Annotated in this window: 13 protein-coding genes and 1 pseudogene; 7 read left to right on the forward strand and 7 right to left on the reverse strand. The window is 62.8% G+C overall.

The features are described from left to right. Positions 1–261 precede the first annotated feature (261 nt). Positions 262–714 carry an SRPBCC family protein gene (locus NKI38_RS22850; protein WP_352660990.1) on the reverse strand — a complete coding sequence of 151 codons (453 nt, stop codon included), beginning with the start codon at positions 712–714 and terminating at the stop codon, positions 262–264. Between the two features lie 146 nt (positions 715–860). On the opposite strand from NKI38_RS22850, the gene NKI38_RS22855 reads away from it, so the two are divergent. The 5 genes and pseudogenes from NKI38_RS22855 to NKI38_RS22870 all read left to right on the forward strand — a co-directional run bounded on the left by NKI38_RS22855 (position 861) and on the right by NKI38_RS22870 (position 5,866). Continuing rightward, positions 861–2,666 (forward strand): IlvD/Edd family dehydratase, encoded by a 1,806-nt coding sequence (locus NKI38_RS22855; RefSeq protein ID WP_352660993.1) that lies wholly within the window; start codon positions 861–863, stop codon positions 2,664–2,666. Positions 2,667–3,155: 489 nt separating this feature from the next. Beyond that, positions 3,156–3,980 (forward strand): chromate resistance protein ChrB domain-containing protein, encoded by an 825-nt coding sequence (locus NKI38_RS22860; RefSeq protein ID WP_352660995.1) that lies wholly within the window; start codon positions 3,156–3,158, stop codon positions 3,978–3,980. Further along, on the forward strand, positions 3,865–4,152 hold the full coding sequence (locus NKI38_RS33555) for a hypothetical protein (protein ID WP_502899360.1): 288 nt from the start codon (positions 3,865–3,867) through the stop codon (positions 4,150–4,152). Before NKI38_RS22860 ends, NKI38_RS33555 begins: the two co-directional genes overlap by 116 nt. After that, positions 4,061–5,368, forward strand: a pseudogene (gene chrA / locus NKI38_RS22865) (chromate efflux transporter); the annotation flags it as partial. The gene NKI38_RS33555 and the pseudogene chrA, both read left to right, overlap by 92 nt. Before the next feature lie 99 nt (positions 5,369–5,467). Then, positions 5,468–5,866: a hypothetical protein gene (locus NKI38_RS22870; RefSeq protein WP_352661000.1), complete on the forward strand. Its 399-nt coding sequence runs from the start codon at positions 5,468–5,470 to the stop codon at positions 5,864–5,866. 45 nt (positions 5,867–5,911) lie between these two features. Here NKI38_RS22870 and NKI38_RS22875 read toward each other — a convergent pair whose 3' ends face one another. The 3 genes from NKI38_RS22875 to pdxR all read right to left on the reverse strand — a co-directional run bounded on the left by NKI38_RS22875 (position 5,912) and on the right by pdxR (position 10,479). Continuing rightward, entirely contained in the window at positions 5,912–7,141 is a 1,230-nt protein-coding gene (locus tag NKI38_RS22875; RefSeq protein ID WP_352661003.1) for an aromatic ring-hydroxylating oxygenase subunit alpha, read from the reverse strand. Between the two features lie 64 nt (positions 7,142–7,205). Continuing rightward, positions 7,206–8,795, reverse strand: coding sequence for a trimethylamine methyltransferase family protein (locus NKI38_RS22880; RefSeq protein WP_352661006.1), 1,590 nt, complete (start codon positions 8,793–8,795; stop codon positions 7,206–7,208). A gap of 190 nt (positions 8,796–8,985) precedes the next feature. Then, positions 8,986–10,479: a MocR-like pyridoxine biosynthesis transcription factor PdxR gene (gene pdxR, locus NKI38_RS22885; protein WP_352661008.1), complete on the reverse strand. Its 1,494-nt coding sequence runs from the start codon at positions 10,477–10,479 to the stop codon at positions 8,986–8,988. Between the two features lie 293 nt (positions 10,480–10,772). Here pdxR and pgi point away from each other — a divergent pair, with 293 nt between their 5' ends. Then, positions 10,773–12,422 (forward strand): glucose-6-phosphate isomerase, encoded by a 1,650-nt coding sequence (gene pgi / locus NKI38_RS22890; RefSeq protein WP_502899358.1) that lies wholly within the window; start codon positions 10,773–10,775, stop codon positions 12,420–12,422. A 5-nt stretch (positions 12,423–12,427) separates the two neighbouring features. Then, complete coding sequence (locus NKI38_RS22895) at positions 12,428–13,150, forward strand: HAD family hydrolase (protein WP_352661011.1); 723 nt, start codon at positions 12,428–12,430, stop codon at positions 13,148–13,150. 144 nt (positions 13,151–13,294) lie between these two features. On the opposite strand, the gene NKI38_RS22900 is transcribed toward NKI38_RS22895, so the two are convergent. The 3 genes from NKI38_RS22900 to NKI38_RS22910 form a co-directional block, all read right to left on the reverse strand. Then, positions 13,295–13,807 carry a nucleoside kinase gene (locus NKI38_RS22900; RefSeq protein WP_352661013.1) on the reverse strand — a complete coding sequence of 171 codons (513 nt, stop codon included), beginning with the start codon at positions 13,805–13,807 and terminating at the stop codon, positions 13,295–13,297. A gap of 165 nt (positions 13,808–13,972) precedes the next feature. Further along, the gene (locus tag NKI38_RS22905) at positions 13,973–14,629 is read right to left on the reverse strand and encodes a class I SAM-dependent methyltransferase (protein WP_352661016.1); all 657 of its coding nucleotides are present in this window, start codon (positions 14,627–14,629) and stop codon (positions 13,973–13,975) included. 85 nt (positions 14,630–14,714) lie between these two features. After that, on the reverse strand, positions 14,715–16,712 hold the full coding sequence (locus NKI38_RS22910) for a long-chain fatty acid--CoA ligase (protein WP_352661018.1): 1,998 nt from the start codon (positions 16,710–16,712) through the stop codon (positions 14,715–14,717). Between the last annotated feature and the right edge of the window lie 104 nt (positions 16,713–16,816).

Genomic DNA, 16,816 nt, shown 5'->3' on the forward strand with positions numbered 1-16,816 from the left:
TCGGCCTCGCCGAATTCCACGCCATCAAATACGGCGCCAACCTCGGACTGCGAAATGTGTGAATCCGATAGGTATAGTGACGGGGAGAAAGACGCCGTGGGTGATGATTTCGCCAATCACCAACGTTGCGCAAAGGGCGCCTAGGTTGCGGCGGCTTCTCTTCTCCCCGTCACTATGCGGGGAGAAGGTGTCGCCGAAGGCGACGGATGAGGGGCAGCGCCAACCCTAAACAAGCCCAGCGTTGTTCAAGCGGGCCGCAGCCTAAGCTGCGCCGACCTTTTCGCCAAAGCTCGAAAAAAACTGTCCGGCCAGTTTCTTCGAGGTCGATTCGATCAGCCGGCTGCCGAGCTGGGCGATCTTGCCGCCGACATCGGCCTTGGCCGCGTATTTCAACACCGTGCTATCCGCTCCATCTGATGTCAGCGTCACGTCCGCACCGCCCTTGGCGAAACCGGCAATGCCGCCCTTGCCTTCACCTTGGATGGTGTAGGAGTGCGGCGGCTTCAGGTTCTTCAACGTCACTTCGCCGTTGAATGTCGCCTTGATCGGCCCGATCTTCACCACCACGGTCGCCGCCATTTCGGTCGGCGACTTCATGTCGAGGCTCTGGCAGCCGGGAATCGTCGCCTTCAAGACCTCGGGATCGTTCAGCGCTTCCCACACTTTTTGCAGGGGGGCGGCAATGCGCTCCTCGCCTTCGATCACCAAAGCCATGAAAACCTCCCGGACAAGACTGAATGAAGCCCTATCGCACGGCTGGGTGCGTGTCTATCACACCAAAGTCCGGTTGCGACCGCACGCCCTCTTGCCTGCTTCCGCGCGTTGCCATATCGATTTGTCTTACAAATACGGAGACCACGATGGCAGGCGCCCCCACCACTAAGAAAAAATTTCGCTCGCAGGAGTGGTTCGACAATCCCGACAATCCGGGCATGACGGCGCTCTATCTCGAACGCTACCTCAATTATGGCCTGACGCGCGCCGAACTGATGTCCGGCAAGCCGCTGATCGGCATCGCCCAGACCGGCTCCGATCTCTCGCCTTGCAACCGCCACCATATCGAACTCGCCAAGCGCGTGCGCGAAGGCATCGTCTCGATGGGCGGCATCCCTTTCGAGTTCCCCTGCCATCCGATCCAGGAGACCGGCAAGCGTCCGACCGCAGCACTTGACCGCAACCTTGCCTATCTCAGCCTGGTCGAGGTGCTTTACGGTTATCCGCTCGATGGCGTCGTGCTCACCATCGGTTGCGACAAGACGACGCCCGCGCTGCTGATGGCGGCGGCCACCGTCAACATCCCGGCCATCGCGCTGTCGGTCGGCCCGATGCTCAATGGCTGGCACAAGGGCAAGCGCACCGGCTCAGGCACCATCGTCTGGGAATCGCGCCAGCGCCTGTCGGCCGGCGAGATCGGCTATGACGAGTTCATGGACATCGTCGCGTCGTCGGCGCCGTCCACCGGCTATTGCAACACCATGGGCACCGCCACCACGATGAATTCGCTGGCCGAGGCGCTTGGCATGCAGTTGCCGGGCTCGGCTGCCATTCCCGCACCGTACCGCGAGCGTGGCCAGATTTCCTATGAGACCGGAAAACGCATCGTCGAGATGGTGCATGAGGATTTGAAGCCGTCCGACATCATGACGAGAGAGGCTTTCGAGAATGCCATCGTCGTCAATTCGGCCATTGGCGGCTCGACCAACGCGCCTATTCATCTCAACGCCATCGCCCGCCACCTTGGAGTCAAGCTCGACAATGACGACTGGCAGACGGTCGGCCTCAATGTGCCGCTGCTGGTCAATTTGCAGCCGACAGGCGAATATCTCGGCGAAGACTATCACCATGCCGGCGGCGTGCCGGCGGTCATTGCCGAACTGATGAAGGGCGGGCTGTTGCCGCATCCCGGCGCGCGCACTGTCAACGGCAAGTCGATCGGTGAGAATAGCGAGGGCGTCGCCAACGAAAACCCCGACGTCATCCGCTCTGTCGCCAAGCCGCTGAAGGCCAATGCCGGCTTCATCAACCTCAGGGGCAATCTGTTCGATTCGGCGATCATGAAGACCAGCGGCATCTCGCCCGAGTTCCGCGAGCGCTATCTGTCCAACCCCAAGGATCCCGAGGCTTTCGAAGGCAACGCCATGGTTTTCGACGGGCCGGAGGATTACCACGCCCGCATCGACGACCCCGCGCAAGGCATCGACGAACACACCATCCTGTTCATGCGTGGCGCCGGTCCGATCGGCTATCCCGGCGGTGCCGAGGTCGTCAACATGCAGCCGCCGGCCTACCTCATCAAGAAAGGCATCCACGCGCTGGCCTGCATCGGTGACGGCCGCCAGTCGGGCACGTCGGGTTCGCCGTCGATTCTCAACGCCTCGCCGGAAGCCGCGATCGGCGGCGGGCTGGCGCTGCTCAAGACGGGCGACCGTGTCCGCATCGATCTGCGCAAGGGTACGGCCGACATCCTCATCACCGATGACGAGATCACCCGGCGCCGTGCCGAACTGCAGAACAATGGTGGCTTTCATTATCCCAAGCACCAGACGCCCTGGCAGGAGATCCAGCGCGGCATGGTCGCGCAGTTCTCAGAGGGAATGGTGCTGGAGCCGGCGGTGAAATACCAGGACGTCGCGCATACCAGCGGCGTCCCCAGGGACAATCATTGATTATTCCTGGCGACGATTGCTGATGCTGGATCATTGACAGGCGGCCTGAGCAATCAGGCTGCCTCTCGGGTTCCGTTCAGCGTGTCCCGGCCGAGGGTCGAGATAGGGCTCCAAACTCAGGTTAATAAAAGACCTGACGACAGCCAGTTCGTCGGTGTTGGCAGGTTTTGTGCCGGTAGCTTTTCATGATAGGAATTTTTTCTTGACTCCGTGCCCTCAGCTATGGTACATATTCGTCCATGGTGCTGATTTGCGCCAGTGACCCGCCGCACAGGCGGGTTTTTCGTTTGATGCTCAGTCAGCCAACGCGCCGGCGAAGGCTGCGAAGGAACCCGTTAACCCGAGTTCATTGCCCTGAGGGTCGAGAAACCATCCTTGACAAGCGCACGCAACAATTCCACCATCACGACATGGGGTGCATCGCGACGACCCCGTGAGGCGTCAGCCCAACGTTCGCGTCCAAGCTTCTCTTTTCAGGAGGTGGACGCCATGCCGTCAACAACAGCTATCACCGTATCGCAACTATCCCGGCTCATCGGTTTACCGGGCGCCCCTGTCATCATCGATGTTCGCATCGATGAAGATTTCGACGCCGATCCGCGCCTGTTGCCGGCCTCGTGCCGGCGCGACTTCAAAAGCGTTTCGAACTGGGCGGCCGCATTCGCCGGCAAGCCAGTGGCCGTTGTCTGCCAGAAGGGGCAAAAGCTCTCGCAGGGGGTAGTCGCATGGCTGCGCCATGAGGGGATTTCCGCCGAATCCCTTGAAGGCGGCTTTGAAGCCTGGCGCGATGCCGGGGGGCTTCTGGTTCGCACCGACAAGATGCCTCCACGCAATGAAAGGGGCGCCACCGTCTGGGTGACGCGATCACGCCCAAAGGTCGACCGCATCGCTTGCCCTTGGCTGATCCGGCGTTTCCTCGACCCCGACGCGGTGTTCCTGTTTGTCGAACCCGCAGAAGTATTGGCTGTTGCCGACCGTTTTCAGGCCGTGCCTTTCGACATCGACAATGTGTTCTGGAGCCATCGCGGCGAACGCTGCACCTTCGACACGATGATCGAGGAGTTCGGGCTGGAATCAGAGGCGCTCGATCGCCTTGCCGCAATCGTGCGCGCGGCCGACACCGCAAGCCTCGACCTTGTGCCCCAGGCTGCCGGCTTTCTGGCTGCCTCGCTTGGCCTGTCGCGGATGTTTCGCGACGATCTGGAACAACTGGAAGCAGGTATGCTGCTCTACGATGCGTTCTTCCGTTGGTGTCGCGACGCCACTGAAGAAACGCACAACTGGCCCGCAGCCGGCATGGGTAAACCGACATGAGCGCTCTTGTCCCGGCGGATACCGCGGGAAACGTGCCGGTGCCGACTGCACCGACCTTCACCGAAGCCACGAAGGTCTGGGCAAAAATCGGACTGCTCAGCTTCGGCGGACCGGCCGGGCAGATCGCCTTGATGCACAAGGAACTGGTCGAGGAGCGGCGCTGGATCGGTGAACAGCGTTTCCTGCATGCGCTGAACTACTGCATGCTGCTGCCTGGCCCGGAAGCTCAGCAACTCGCCATCTACATCGGCTGGCTGTTGCACAGGACGGCCGGTGGCCTTGTCGCCGGCATCCTGTTCGTCGTGCCGGGCGCGCTCGTCATGCTCCTCTTGAGCAGCTTTTACGTGCTCTATGGCGACATGCCTCTCGTCGCAGCGCTGTTTTTCGGGGTTAAGGCGGCGGTGCTCGCCATTGTCATCGAGGCGGTGATCCGGATCGGGCGGCGCGCGCTGAAGAACCGCGTCATGGTGTCGATCGCGGTCGCGGCGTTCATCGCCATCTATGCGTTGAATGTGCCGTTCCCGCTCATCGTCCTGCTCGCCGGCCTGACCGGATGGCTGGGAGACCGCATTGCTCCCGGCCTGTTTTCCAGCTCCGCCCATGGCAAGGGCGATGTTGCCGACTTCAAGGGAGCGGTCGATCTGATGTTCGAACGCGGCGAGCTGGCCCATGTCAAACCGACCAAATGGCATGCGCCGCGCACCGTTGCGATCTGGCTGCCGCTCTGGCTCGGGCCCGTTCTTGTGATCTGGTGGTTCACCGGGTCCGCAAGCGTCTGGACCGAGATAGGGCGGTTCTTCAGTCTCATGGCTGTGGTCACGTTCGGTGGCGCCTACGCGGTGCTTGCCTATGTCGCGCAGGCAGCCGTCCAGTCCTTCGGCTGGCTCGTCCCCGGTGAAATGGTCGATGGTCTTGGGCTTGCCGAAACGACGCCAGGCCCGCTCATCCTGGTGTTGCAGTTTGTCGGCTTCATCGCCGCGTTCCGCCACGCCGGGCCGCTGGATCCATTGCTTGCCGGATCGCTGGGGGCGTTGCTCACTCTGTGGGTGACGTTCACGCCCTGCTTCTTCTGGATATTCCTCGGTGCGCCCTACATCGAGGCCCTGCGCGGCAACAAGGCATTGTTGGCCGCACTGGGCGCGATCACCGCCGCTGTTGTCGGCGTCATCATGAATCTCGCTCTATGGTTTGCCTTGCATGTCATCTTCCACGAAGTCCGCAACATCGGTTTCGGCATGAATGTGCCGGTGCTTTCGTCGATCGACTGGCGCGCGGCACTGCTTTCCTGTGCCACGATGATCGCCATCCTGAGGCTGAAGATCGGCATGCTGCCGACGCTCGCCGGATCGGCCCTTGCCGGTGTCTTGCTGCTGGCGGCGAGTGGCTGATGCCTGCAAGGACCTGAAGCGCATCGCCCGAATCCACTTTAACTGCCTTTGTATTCCGCTTGTGAACCACCTAACTGGTTGGAAACGGATTGGACCATTATGGCAGGACGGCGTTCTTCCCTAGGCTTCCTTGGAATGTTCGGCCGCTCGGGCGACTTGAGGCAGCTCGACGACGCTTTGCGCGGCGCGGATTTGCATCCGGCCCTCGTGCCGGAGGGCGTGAAGCTTACCATCGTCAATCTGATGAAGGATCGCTGGCCCGACAAGCCGCCGCCGGGCACCTACGTGTCGGTGGCACAATTGTGCAGCTATTGCATTGCGGGTCCCGAAACCTTCGAGCAGGCCAATGGCCGGGAGCGGACGCTGGAAGTCGAGCGTCGCATCGAGGCAGCACTTGAAGCCGGCGAGAGCTTCGACGCACAGATCGTGCTGATGACGCTGCATGCCAAGCTCATCAACGCTGAAGTCGTCGACCGATACGGGCTCAGCGCGGAATGACGCGAAAGGCAAGACCTGCATGATCCCCCTGCGGCACCGAGCCGATCAGGCCCGGCTGATCTCCTCGAGATACCAGCCGATGTAGCGTAGTTCATTGTATTCCATCGGCGCGATCGGCCCGGGCACGAAGTAGTGCGAGCGCACGCCACGCGCGGTGTGCTCGATGATCTTCTTGTCCTCTTCGGTGGTGACCTTCCACAGCCAGGTCAGCTTCTCCAAATCGTAGTCCTGGCCCTCGACGGCGTCGCCGCGCACCAGCCAGATCAGTTCCATCTCGCAGGTATCAGCCGTTTTCGGGATGAAGCGGTAGATCATGCCGTGATCGGGATAGCAGACGAGGAAGGTCGTGCCGCCGAGATGGATGGAGGTGACGCCACCGTCATAATCGGTGAAGCGGCCCATCAGCGGGGCCACCGGCGATCCATCCTGGCTGCCGCTCGAAACGCCATCATAGAGCGCGTAGCGGAAGGTGTGGATTGCCTCCTGACCGGCCGCCGAGTTCTGCCAGCGGTTGGCGCTGCCGATCTCGATGCCGAGTGCGCAGGTGCGCTGCTCCATCGCCGCATTGAGCTGCTCGATCATCTCGGCCGGCTTTTCCAGCGCATGCGTCTGCGAGTATTCTGGATGCGCCGGCCCGCAATGGTAGCATTCGACATAGTTCTCGACGGCGAGCTTCCAGTTGGCGTCGAGCGGATAGGACTGACGATACGCCACCTTGGCGTCGCCCCAGCCATACTGGCTGCAACTCGTGCGCAGCGACTGTTCGATCGGGTCGAAATTGAGCGGTGTCTCGGCGAAGGAAATGAAGATCAGCCCAGAGGCGACACGGACATGAAGCTTCTTCAGCCCGTGCGCCGTGCGGTCGAAATCCTTCGGCATCAGGCGGGCAGCGCGCAACGACCCGTCATTCGAATAGGTCCAGGCGTGATAGGGGCACACGAACATCTTCGCGTTGCCCTTCTCCTTGGTGCAGACCTCGGCGCCGCGGTGGCGGCAGACATTGAGCATGGCATGCACGGTGCCATCCATGCCGCGTGTCAGGATGACCGCCTCGTCGCCGAGCTTGAACAACTCGAAGTCGCCGGGGTTCGGGATGACGCTGGCATGCGCCAGGCAGTGCCAGTGGCGGCGAAAGACACGTTCCATGTCCCGCTCGAAGATCGCTGGGTCGTGATAGAAGGCGCGCACCAGGCCATGGCCGGGCCGGTGAGATGTCACCAGCCGATCGATCGCGTCGCCGTCGGTAGCGGCTTGCTGGATAGGATGCACACTCATTTGTCGTTCTGCCCGATGGTTGGTCCTGGGTGGTGGCGGTATGGCTGCACGAACTCGTCTCCGGTCAGCCGCCCATGTGCGTGCGCGGCAGGTGGATCAGGCTGCCGAAGCGGGCACGCAATCTGTCGTCGACCTGTTTTGGCACGTGGCGCGGAAATCGTTCGGCAAGAATGCGTTTCTTCTCGGTGATCGCACGCAGCAATATATCAGGCCGGCCTTTTTCGTTCCATTCCTTCGGCGAAGAACGATCGCCGAGGGCAGGATAGAAATGCCTGGTCTGCATCAGCTTGAGCGTTTGTTCGTTGTCGAGATAGTGGCCTGGGCCTTTGAGGCAGACCTCGGCGATGCTGTCGATCGACAAGGCCTCGTCAGTCACGTCGATGCCACGCGCGCAGCCCAGGCAATGACCGAGCATGTCGTTGTCGATGACCAGGCTTTCCAGACAGAAGCCGAGCAGCGAGGCATGCATGCCGGCCGCCTCGTAGACGAGGTTGAGGCCGGAGAGGCCGGCCATCACATTGGTGATGCCCTTTTCGTAGCCGGACTGAATGTCGGGCAGTTTCGAATCCGTCATACCGGCGGCCGAACCGCCGGGCAGGTCGTAGAATTGCGCCATCTGGGCGCAGGCCGCCGTTGCCACCGACTGCTCTGCCGACCCGCCGGCCATCGCGCCGGTGCGCAGGTCCGACATGAATGGCCAGGCACCGAAGATCGCCGGATGGCCCGGCTTGAGCGCGTTGACATAGACAAGGCCGGCCAGCACTTCGGCCACCGCTTGCACGACGGCGCCGGCCATCGCAGCGGGTGCCGTCGTGCCGGACTGGCCGGTCGACAGGAGCAGGATCGGGATGCCGCCTTCAACGCAGGCCTCGAGCACGCCGCAGGCATCCTCGGCGAACTTCATCGGCGGCACGACGAATGAGTTGGAGTTGGAAACGAAGGGCCGGGCGCGGAAATTCTCCTCGCCGCCGGCGATGGCATAGAGCATTTCCAGCGCCGGCTTCACGTTCTCACGCACCGTGAAGGACGTTCCGACGTGCTTCGATGTCCCCATCACACAGGCATAGAGCGTGTTGAAATCCATCTCGAGCGGATCAGCGATGTCGCGCGCCACCATCGGCCGCTGGAAGAAATGGATGTTGTCCAGCCCATCGACGATGCGGGCGGCATCATAAATGTCCTGCAGCTTGGATTCGCGGTACTCACGCTTCTCCAGGTCCACCAGGTGCACGGCGATACCCGCGGTGCCGTAGTGAATACGCTTGCCCTGGACAACCATGTCGTGCCTGGCGTCCTGGCCATGAAGTGTGAAATGTCGTGCAGCCCGCTTGATCGTGTCGAGCACCAGCGCGCGCGGAAAGCGGACACGGCCATCGTCGCCATGGACCGCCCCCGCCCTGGTCAACACCTTTATGCAGGAGGGGATGGCATTGGCGAAGCCCACCGTCTCCAGGAGCGTCAGCACGCCCTCGTGGATGCGCTCGCAGTCATCTCCGCGCAGCGGCCCGTAGCTGCCGCCTTCGACGGCCTGGTGCTGTGGTCCGGTATCCTCCATCAGAGGAGCTGATCGCATGGCATGTCCTGTTTCGCGAAGACTGGAGCGCTGTGGACGACGGTTCGCCGGCGTGTCTTGCTGTTCGACAGCCACTGGCATGGAAGCACTCCACCTTCGTCGGCAGGAACTCGTGGCGGTTGGTCCACCATCGGCCTGCTTCTTCCCCTGACGCCGACTATGCCGCCGGCGTTGGCCCATCCTATGGGCCAGCTGGCCCAGTTGCATGTGCCAGCGCTAAAGTAACTGGAGCTGCTGCGAACGGCTCCGGTCACGAAACATGGATGATGGATCAGGCAGCGGCGGGCCTGCGGCCGGCTGCGGTCGCGAGTTCGCGGATGCCCGGCTCGATGTGCTGCAGCGCGATCGAGGAAATGCCCAACCGCATGAAACGCGAAGGCTTTTCGGTGCGGTCGAAGAACCGGTCACCAGGCTCGATGATGACGCTGCGCGAGGCAGCCGCCTCGGCCAAACTGCGCGAATCGGTACCGCGCGGCCCTTCGAGCCAGAGCGACGTGCCGCCTGCCGAATCGGTCGAGCGCCATTCCGGCAGGAAGGCGGAAATCGCATGGACCAGACGCTTGCGCCGTTCGTCGAAGGCCGACGACAGCCGCCGCACAAGCGCCTCGTGATGGCCGAGCGACAGGAAGAGCGCTACGGCGCGCTGGTTGTTGGCCGGCGGATGGCGCAGCATGAAGCGGCGCAGCGCCCTGAGTTCTGAGATCAGGCCAGCCGAAGCGACGATGTAGCCGAGCCGCAGGCCCGGAGCCAGCGTCTTCGACATCGAGCCGACATAGACGACGCGGCCGGAACGATCGAGGCTCTTCAACGCCTGCTGCGGTGCTTCGTCGAGAAGCTGGCTGTCATAGCCGTCCTCGATGATGATCTGGTTGTAGCGATTGGCCCGCGCCAGAAGATCCTGCCGCCGTTCCGCCGACAGCGGCACCATGGTCGGGCAATGGTGGCTGGGCGTGACGAAGACGAAACCGGAATCATTGGGAATAGAAGCGGTTACGATGCCTGACTGGTCGACCGGCACCGGCTCTATCTCGGCGCCCGCAAGACGGAAGATCGAGCGGGCGTCGGGGTAGCCGGGGTCCTCCATCGCCACCTTGGAGCCCTTGGACATCAGCAGCGTCGCCAGCATGTAGAGCGCGTTCTGGGCGCCCAGCGTGACGATGATCTCGTCCGGGTTGGCGAAAATGCCGCGCCTAGGCAGCAGGCGCGCCTGGATCTGCTCGATCAGCAGCGGATCGTCGCGGTCGACCATGTCGGACGCCCAGTTGCGGATTTCGAGCACGGCAAGCGCCATGCGGTTGCACTCGCGCCACTCGGCGGTCGGGAACAGCGCCGGATCGAACTGGCCGTAGACGAAGGGGTAGGATGACTTGATCCAGTTCTCGTGCTTGGCCGGCGGCGGCATGTCGCTGGCGGCGATCTTGCGGCGTGCCTTCCAGTCGATCTCGTTGGCCTGGTCGGGTGCCTTCTGGTGCGGCTTGGCCGGCGTCGCCAGCACATCGGGATTGACGAAATGGCCACGCCGCTCGCGGGCCACCAGGAAGCCCTGGTCGACGAGCTGCTGGAACGCCAGCACCACGGTTCCGCGCGCCACACCGAGTTTTTCGGCCAGGATCCGGCAGGAAGGAAGCGGCATCGAAGCGGCGATCTGGCGGTCGAGAATGGCGGCTACGATGGCTTGGCGGATCTGTGCTTGCAGGGTCTGGCCCGATTCCGCCGAAATCCGGAACAGGCCGGACCATATGGCCGTGTCGTTACGCTGTGGCATGGGAGATGTTCCTCGATGGCCAGCCTTTTTCGCTTGGCTGGACCAGCCGAAGGTAACCGTGGCACAAGGGGTTGCGCCAATCAATTTTTCTGATCGTTGGGATTTATGCCAGTGATCCTTCACGCCATTTTGATGCCGCGCTGCGGCATCCAGGGTGACGCGGCGCGTCATCCCGGCGATGACTCCGTGCGTCAAGCTGCGCATTGAAACGGGTGGAATTAGGCTCGATAGATTGTCGCGACGACACGCGCCGGAAACATCCGGTCCGTAATGATGGCTCTAGGTCTCGGAGTTTGGCAGTGGATCAATCGTCCTTTCAAAAACAGCTCGCCGCGTTGCGCGATCATCGCGCGGCGGCGCCCGCCAGCATGCGCCAGGCTTTCGCCGCCGACCCCAAGCGGTTCGTGACATTCTCCGCCACAGACGGCGACCTTCTGCTCGACTGGTCGAAATGCGCGGTCGATTCGCTCACCATGGATATGCTGGAGAAGCTCACCGAGGCGGCCGATCTCGAAGGCCGTCGCGCCGCCATGTTCGCCGGCAAGAAGATCAACGTCACCGAGGACCGCGCCGTGCTGCACACGGCACTGCGCAACCTGACCGGCAAGGGCGTCACCGTCGACGGCCAGGACGTCAAGGCGGATGTCATCGCCGTGCTCGACGCCATGGGCGCCTTTGCCGATGCCGTGCGTTCGGGCAAGGCGGCCGGCGCCACCGGCAAGAAGATCACCGACATCGTCAACATCGGCATCGGCGGCTCCGATCTCGGCCCGGCCATGGCGACGCTGGCGCTGGCGCCCTATCATGACGGGCCGCGCGCGCATTACGTCTCCAACATCGATGGCGCCCATATCCACGACACGCTGAAGGGCCTGTCCGCCGAAACCACGCTTTTCATCGTCGCCTCCAAGACCTTCACCACCGTCGAGACGATGACCAACGCGCAGACGGCGCGCGACTGGGTGCGGAAGGCGCTCGGCAAGGAAGCGGTCGGCAAGCATTTCGCCGCCGTCTCGACCGCGCTCGACCTGGTGGCCAAGTTCGGCATCGCGCCGGATCGCGTCTTCGGCTTCTGGGATTGGGTCGGCGGCCGCTATTCGCTCTGGGGGGCGATCGGCCTGCCGGTGATGATCGCTGTCGGGCCGAGGAATTTCCGCGCCTTCCTCGATGGCGCGCACGAGATGGACGAGCATTTCCGCACCGCACCCGTGCAGGAGAACCTGCCGGCGCTGCTGGGGCTGGTCGGCTGGTGGCATCGGGTGATCTGCGGATACCCGGCGCGCGCCGTCATCCCTTATGACCAGCGCCTGTCCAGGCTGCCGGCCTATCTGCAGCAGCTCGACATGGAATCGAACGGCAAGAGCGTCACCCTCGAAGGCACGGCGGCGCCGACGCCGACCGGACCACTGGTCTGGGGCGAACCCGGCACCAACGGCCAGCATGCCTTCTTCCAGCTGCTGCACCAGGGCACCGATTTCATCCCGGTCGAGTTCCTCGCCGCGGCCGTCGGCCACGAGCCCGATCTCAAGCATCAGCACGATCTGCTGCTCGCCAACTGCCTGGCGCAGTCGGAAGCGCTCATGAAGGGCCGCACGCTGGAGGAGGCCCGCGCCCAGATGCTGGCCAAGGGCATGAAGCCGGCCGAGGTCGACAAAATCGCCCCGCACCGCGTCTTCTCCGGCAACCGGTCCTCGGTGACCATCCTCTACCGCAAACTCGACCCGCGCACCTTCGGCCGGCTGATCGCGCTCTACGAGCACCGTGTCTTCGTCGAGGGCACGCTCTTCAACATCAACTCTTTCGACCAGTGGGGCGTCGAACTCGGCAAGGAACTGGCCACCGGCCTCTTGCCTGTCGTGGAGGGCAAGGAAAGTGCCGCGAAGCGGGATGCATCGACCGCTGGCCTTGTGGGATTCATCCACCATTTGCGTGGATCGGAGTGAAAAGCTTGGCAGATATCAAGGGAATATTGTTCGACAAGGATGGAACGCTTGTCGACTTCAACGCGACCTGGCTTGGCGTCGCAGATTTCATGGCCATGGATGCGTCTGAAGGCGATCGCTGGAAAGCCGACAGGCTGCTGGCGGCTGCCGGCTTCGATTTCGCCAACAGGCGATTCAAGCCGGACTCCATCTTTGCGTCCGGCACCAATCTCGATGTCGTCGAATTGTGGTTCCCGCGCCTGTCCAATGAGGACCAGATGCTTGCGGTTGCCCGTTTCAACGAGATCACCTCGGTGCAGGGGTCGGCAATGGCGGTGGCGTTGCCGGGCATCGTCGACACGCTGACGGCATTGCACAGAAAATCCTACCGGCTTGGCGTCGCCACCAACGATTCGACCAGCGGCGCGGAAAAGACGCTGGTCACGCTCGGCGTCGCCCAGCTGTTCGACGCTGCCTATGGCTACGACGCGGTCGCCAATCCGAAACCGGCGCCCGACACCATCCTGGCCTTCAGCGATCTCACCGGGCTGAAGCCGGCGGAGATCGCCATGGTCGGCGACAACCGCCATGATCTCGAAATGGCGCGGGCCGGCGGCTGCGGGCTGGCGGTCGGCGTGCTCTCCGGCACCGGCACCCGCGAATCGCTGGCCGGGATTGCCGACGTTGTTCTTGATTCGGTTACCGATCTGCCGGACTTCCTCTCGGCACGGGTCAAGGAGACGATCTGACCTGGCTAGGCTTGGCAAATCAACTTGGGCTTTCCCGCCAACGGCTGAGATTGGGTGGGAAGCGGGCTGGCGGTTTTTGGGTCGGAGGTCTGTCTTCCCCCAATATTCGAGCGCTTCCCATCCCATTCGCATCACTTCAAGGCTTCAGGCCAGTTGAACAAGGATATCGTCGACGACACTCGGGACGGTGCCGGCCGTGTCGATATTGATCCCGCCGGGGAGGTATTCGCGGGTCCCATGGTAGCGGAGTACCAACGCACGCTCGTCTGGCTCGAAGCCCGGCTCATTTGGCCGTCCATCCAGACGTCGGTTCAGCGTCTCGACATCTATTTCGAGCACGAAAATCTTGTCGAATAGGTGCAGGAACTTATGGAAGTTACGGGAGCCGCCGCAGAAGAAGGTGACTGGGTGGGTGGTGTCGGCGACCAAGGATTGGACCTTGTCGACGGGCCAAATCCAGTGCGCGTAACTCCAGGCGATGCGGTCCGCGACGCCTTCAGGTGGTCCGGCCAGTGCCTGGCCCGTCTCGGGGTCGCCGACATAGGCCAAGACCCGGTCACCATGGATGACGTGGTAGCCGCGCCGTTCCAGCTCGGTAGCGACAGACGTTTTTCCAGTGCCGGATCCGCCTTCGATCAGATAGTTCCTGATGCCCATGGGCGCCGTTTACCACGGCTTTCAATTCGGTGAGAAGAGACACTACTGCGGACGCTTCACCAACGAATTCACCTAATCAAAGGCAGCTTTCGGGACTTTGCGGATTAGCGGTGAAGGTCCGAAATGGAGTCGAACTCGGTCATTCCGAGTGACTGGGTTTTGATCTCAGCGACAGCGGTCATCCGCTTCAAAGGAAAACACACCGCTCGGTTTAGTCGCGACACCCTTCGCGTCGCCGAAATCCGGCACCTGGTACTCGGCGAGCAATCGCAGCCGTGACAGCGGCAGATCGGTGCGACGGGGATCGCCGACCAGAACCTCGATGCCGGCGGCCAGGCAGCGGTCGAGGAATGGGGTAACGCGTAAGGCAACCTCATGGCCGTAAAAAACATCGCCTGCGAGCACAATGTCGACGGCCGGTGGCGGGCCAGTGGTGATATCCTTGTCGACAACGGTGATCGCGACGCCGTTGGCGGCGGCATTGAGGCCGATCGCTGCAACGCCGTTACGGTCTATCTCGGCCGCAAGCACCGCGCGGGCGCCGGCCTTGGTGGCGGCGATACCGACGAGGCCTGAACCGGCGCCGAGGTCGAGCACGCGCCGCCCGGCTACCGTCTGCGGTCGGTCGAGTATGAAGCGGGCAAGCACCGCGCCGCCGGCCCACGCATAGGCCCAGTAGGGCGGCTGCGCTTCGGGCCCGTCCTCGTCGGCCTCGATGTTGTCTTCCGGCTCGAGCCACTCGGCCAGCCGCCTGAGACCACTTGCTGGATGCGCCGTGTAGAGCAGGATTTGGGGAAGTCCCGGAACAGGCACAAGGCGCATATTCGCTTTGATGAACGTGGCCGCGTCGGGACGTCGGCCATCGTCCGCGAACCCGCCATTGCCAGGGCCATCCTTCAAATCGCGTCTATTCCCGCAGCGCTCGGCGCAGGATCTTGCCGACCGCCGTCTTCGGCAGTTCGGTCCTGAACTCGATGTATCTGGGCCGCTTGTAGCCGGTCAGGTTCTCGCGGCAAAAGGCGGTGAGCGCCTCTGCGGTGAGAGCGGGATCCTTTCTGACCACGAACAGTTTCGGCACCTCGCCGGAATGCTCGTCCGGTACGCCGATCGCCGCCACTTCGAGCACGCCCGGATGCATCGCCACGACTTCCTCGAGTTCGTTCGGATAGACGTTGAAGCCCGAGACCAGGATCATGTCCTTCTTGCGGTCGACGATCTTGGTGTAGCCGCGCTCGTCCATGAAGCCCATGTCGCCGGATTTGAAGTAACCGTCCTTGGTCATCACCTTGGCGGTCTCATCCGGTCGGTTCCAGTAGCCCGCCATCACTTGCGGTCCTCGGATGCAGATTTCGCCGACCTCGCCGAGCGGCAGGTTGTTGCCGTCATCGTCGCGGATGGCGATTTCGGTCGAGGGCAGCGGCAGGCCGATCGTGCCGGTGAAGTCGCCGGCAGTGAACTTGTTGGCGGTGGCCACCGGCGAGGTTTCCGAAAGGCCGTAGCCTTCGGTGACCGGACAACCGGTCAGCGCTCTCCAGCGTTCGGCGACGCCCTTCTGCACCGCCATGCCGCCGCCCAGCGTCAACACCAGCGGCTTGAAGTCGAGCTTGCGGAAATCCTCATTGTTGAGCAGCGCGTTGAATAGTGTGTTGAGGCCCGGAAAGATGTGTACCGGATATTTCTGCAGTTCCTTGACGAAGCCGGGAATGTCGCGCGGGTTGGGAATGAGCACATTGCGGGCGCCCTGCTGCATGCCCATCAGTGCGTTCACCGTCAGCGCGAAGATATGATAGAGCGGCAGCGCGCAGATGAAGTTGGGATGCGCCGGTTTCGGCTTGATCGTATAGGCGTCTTCCATCCACTGCGCGTTCTGCGCGACATTGGCGAGCACGTTGCTGTGCAGCAGCGTGGCACCTTTCGACACGCCCGTGGTGCCTCCCGTATATTGCAGGAAGGCGACATCGTCGGCTGCCACCTTGGCTGGCTTGAAGCCCATGCCGGCGCCGGCCTTCATTGCGGCATTGAACTGGACATGGCCGGGCAGCGACCATGCCGGCACCATCTTCTTCACGCGGCGCACGACGAAATTGACGATAGTGCCTTTCAGGCCGCCGAGCATGTCGCCCATCGCGGCGACCACGACATGCTTGACCGCCGTCCTGGCGATCACCGCCTGCAAGGTGTTGGCAAAGTTTTCCAGGATGACGATGGCTTGCGCGCCGGAGTCCTTGAGCTGATGTTCGAGCTCGCGCGGCGTGTAGAGCGGGTTGATGTTCACCACGACGTAACCGGCCCGCAAGACGGCTATCATCGCCACCGGATACTGCAGCACGTTCGGCATCATCAGCGCGACGCGCGCGCCCTTCTGCAAGCCTTTCGATTGCAGGTAGGCGCCGAAGGCCGCCGACAGCCGCTCGACGTCGGTGTAGCTGATGGACTTGTCCATGCAGGTGAAGGCCGGCTGCGCGGAAAATTGCTTGCAGGCGGCAACCAGGAAATCGCCGATCGAGCTGTAGGGCAGGGCGCCGATTTCGGCTGGGACGTTCTTGGGATAGCTCTTGAGCCACGGCTTGTCCGGCAGGCCCGCGGCAAGCGCCGTCAGTGTATTCGGCAATCGCTTGGCGACAACCTTGGCAGGCTTCGCTGCCGGCGGGGCCTTGGCCGCTGCAGCCTTCGGCATCGGCTTGGCAGCGGCGGGCTTTGCCGTAGACGCTGTCTTTTCGGCAACAGTCTTGGTCGGGGCTTTGGCCGCGGGCTTTGTGCTTGCCTTCGCCGGCACGGTGGCTCCCTTCGGTTTGGCCGCCGCGGCTTTGGTGGCGGGCGCTTTCGGCCTGGCCGCGCCGGCTGCCTTGGGAACCGCCTTGGCTGCCGCTTTCACCGGCGCCCTTGTCCTTGATGCTTTTGCCACCCGTTCCTCCCTCGACAATTCTTGTTCGCCCGCGCCGCGCTCGCCCCTGAATTGACAGAGACGTCCTCCGCTGCTGCCGCTATGCCACCTATGTATTGCCTCCA

It is taken from the genome of Mesorhizobium sp. M0621 (assembly GCF_040320745.1).
Classification (GTDB): domain Bacteria; phylum Pseudomonadota; class Alphaproteobacteria; order Rhizobiales; family Rhizobiaceae; genus Mesorhizobium.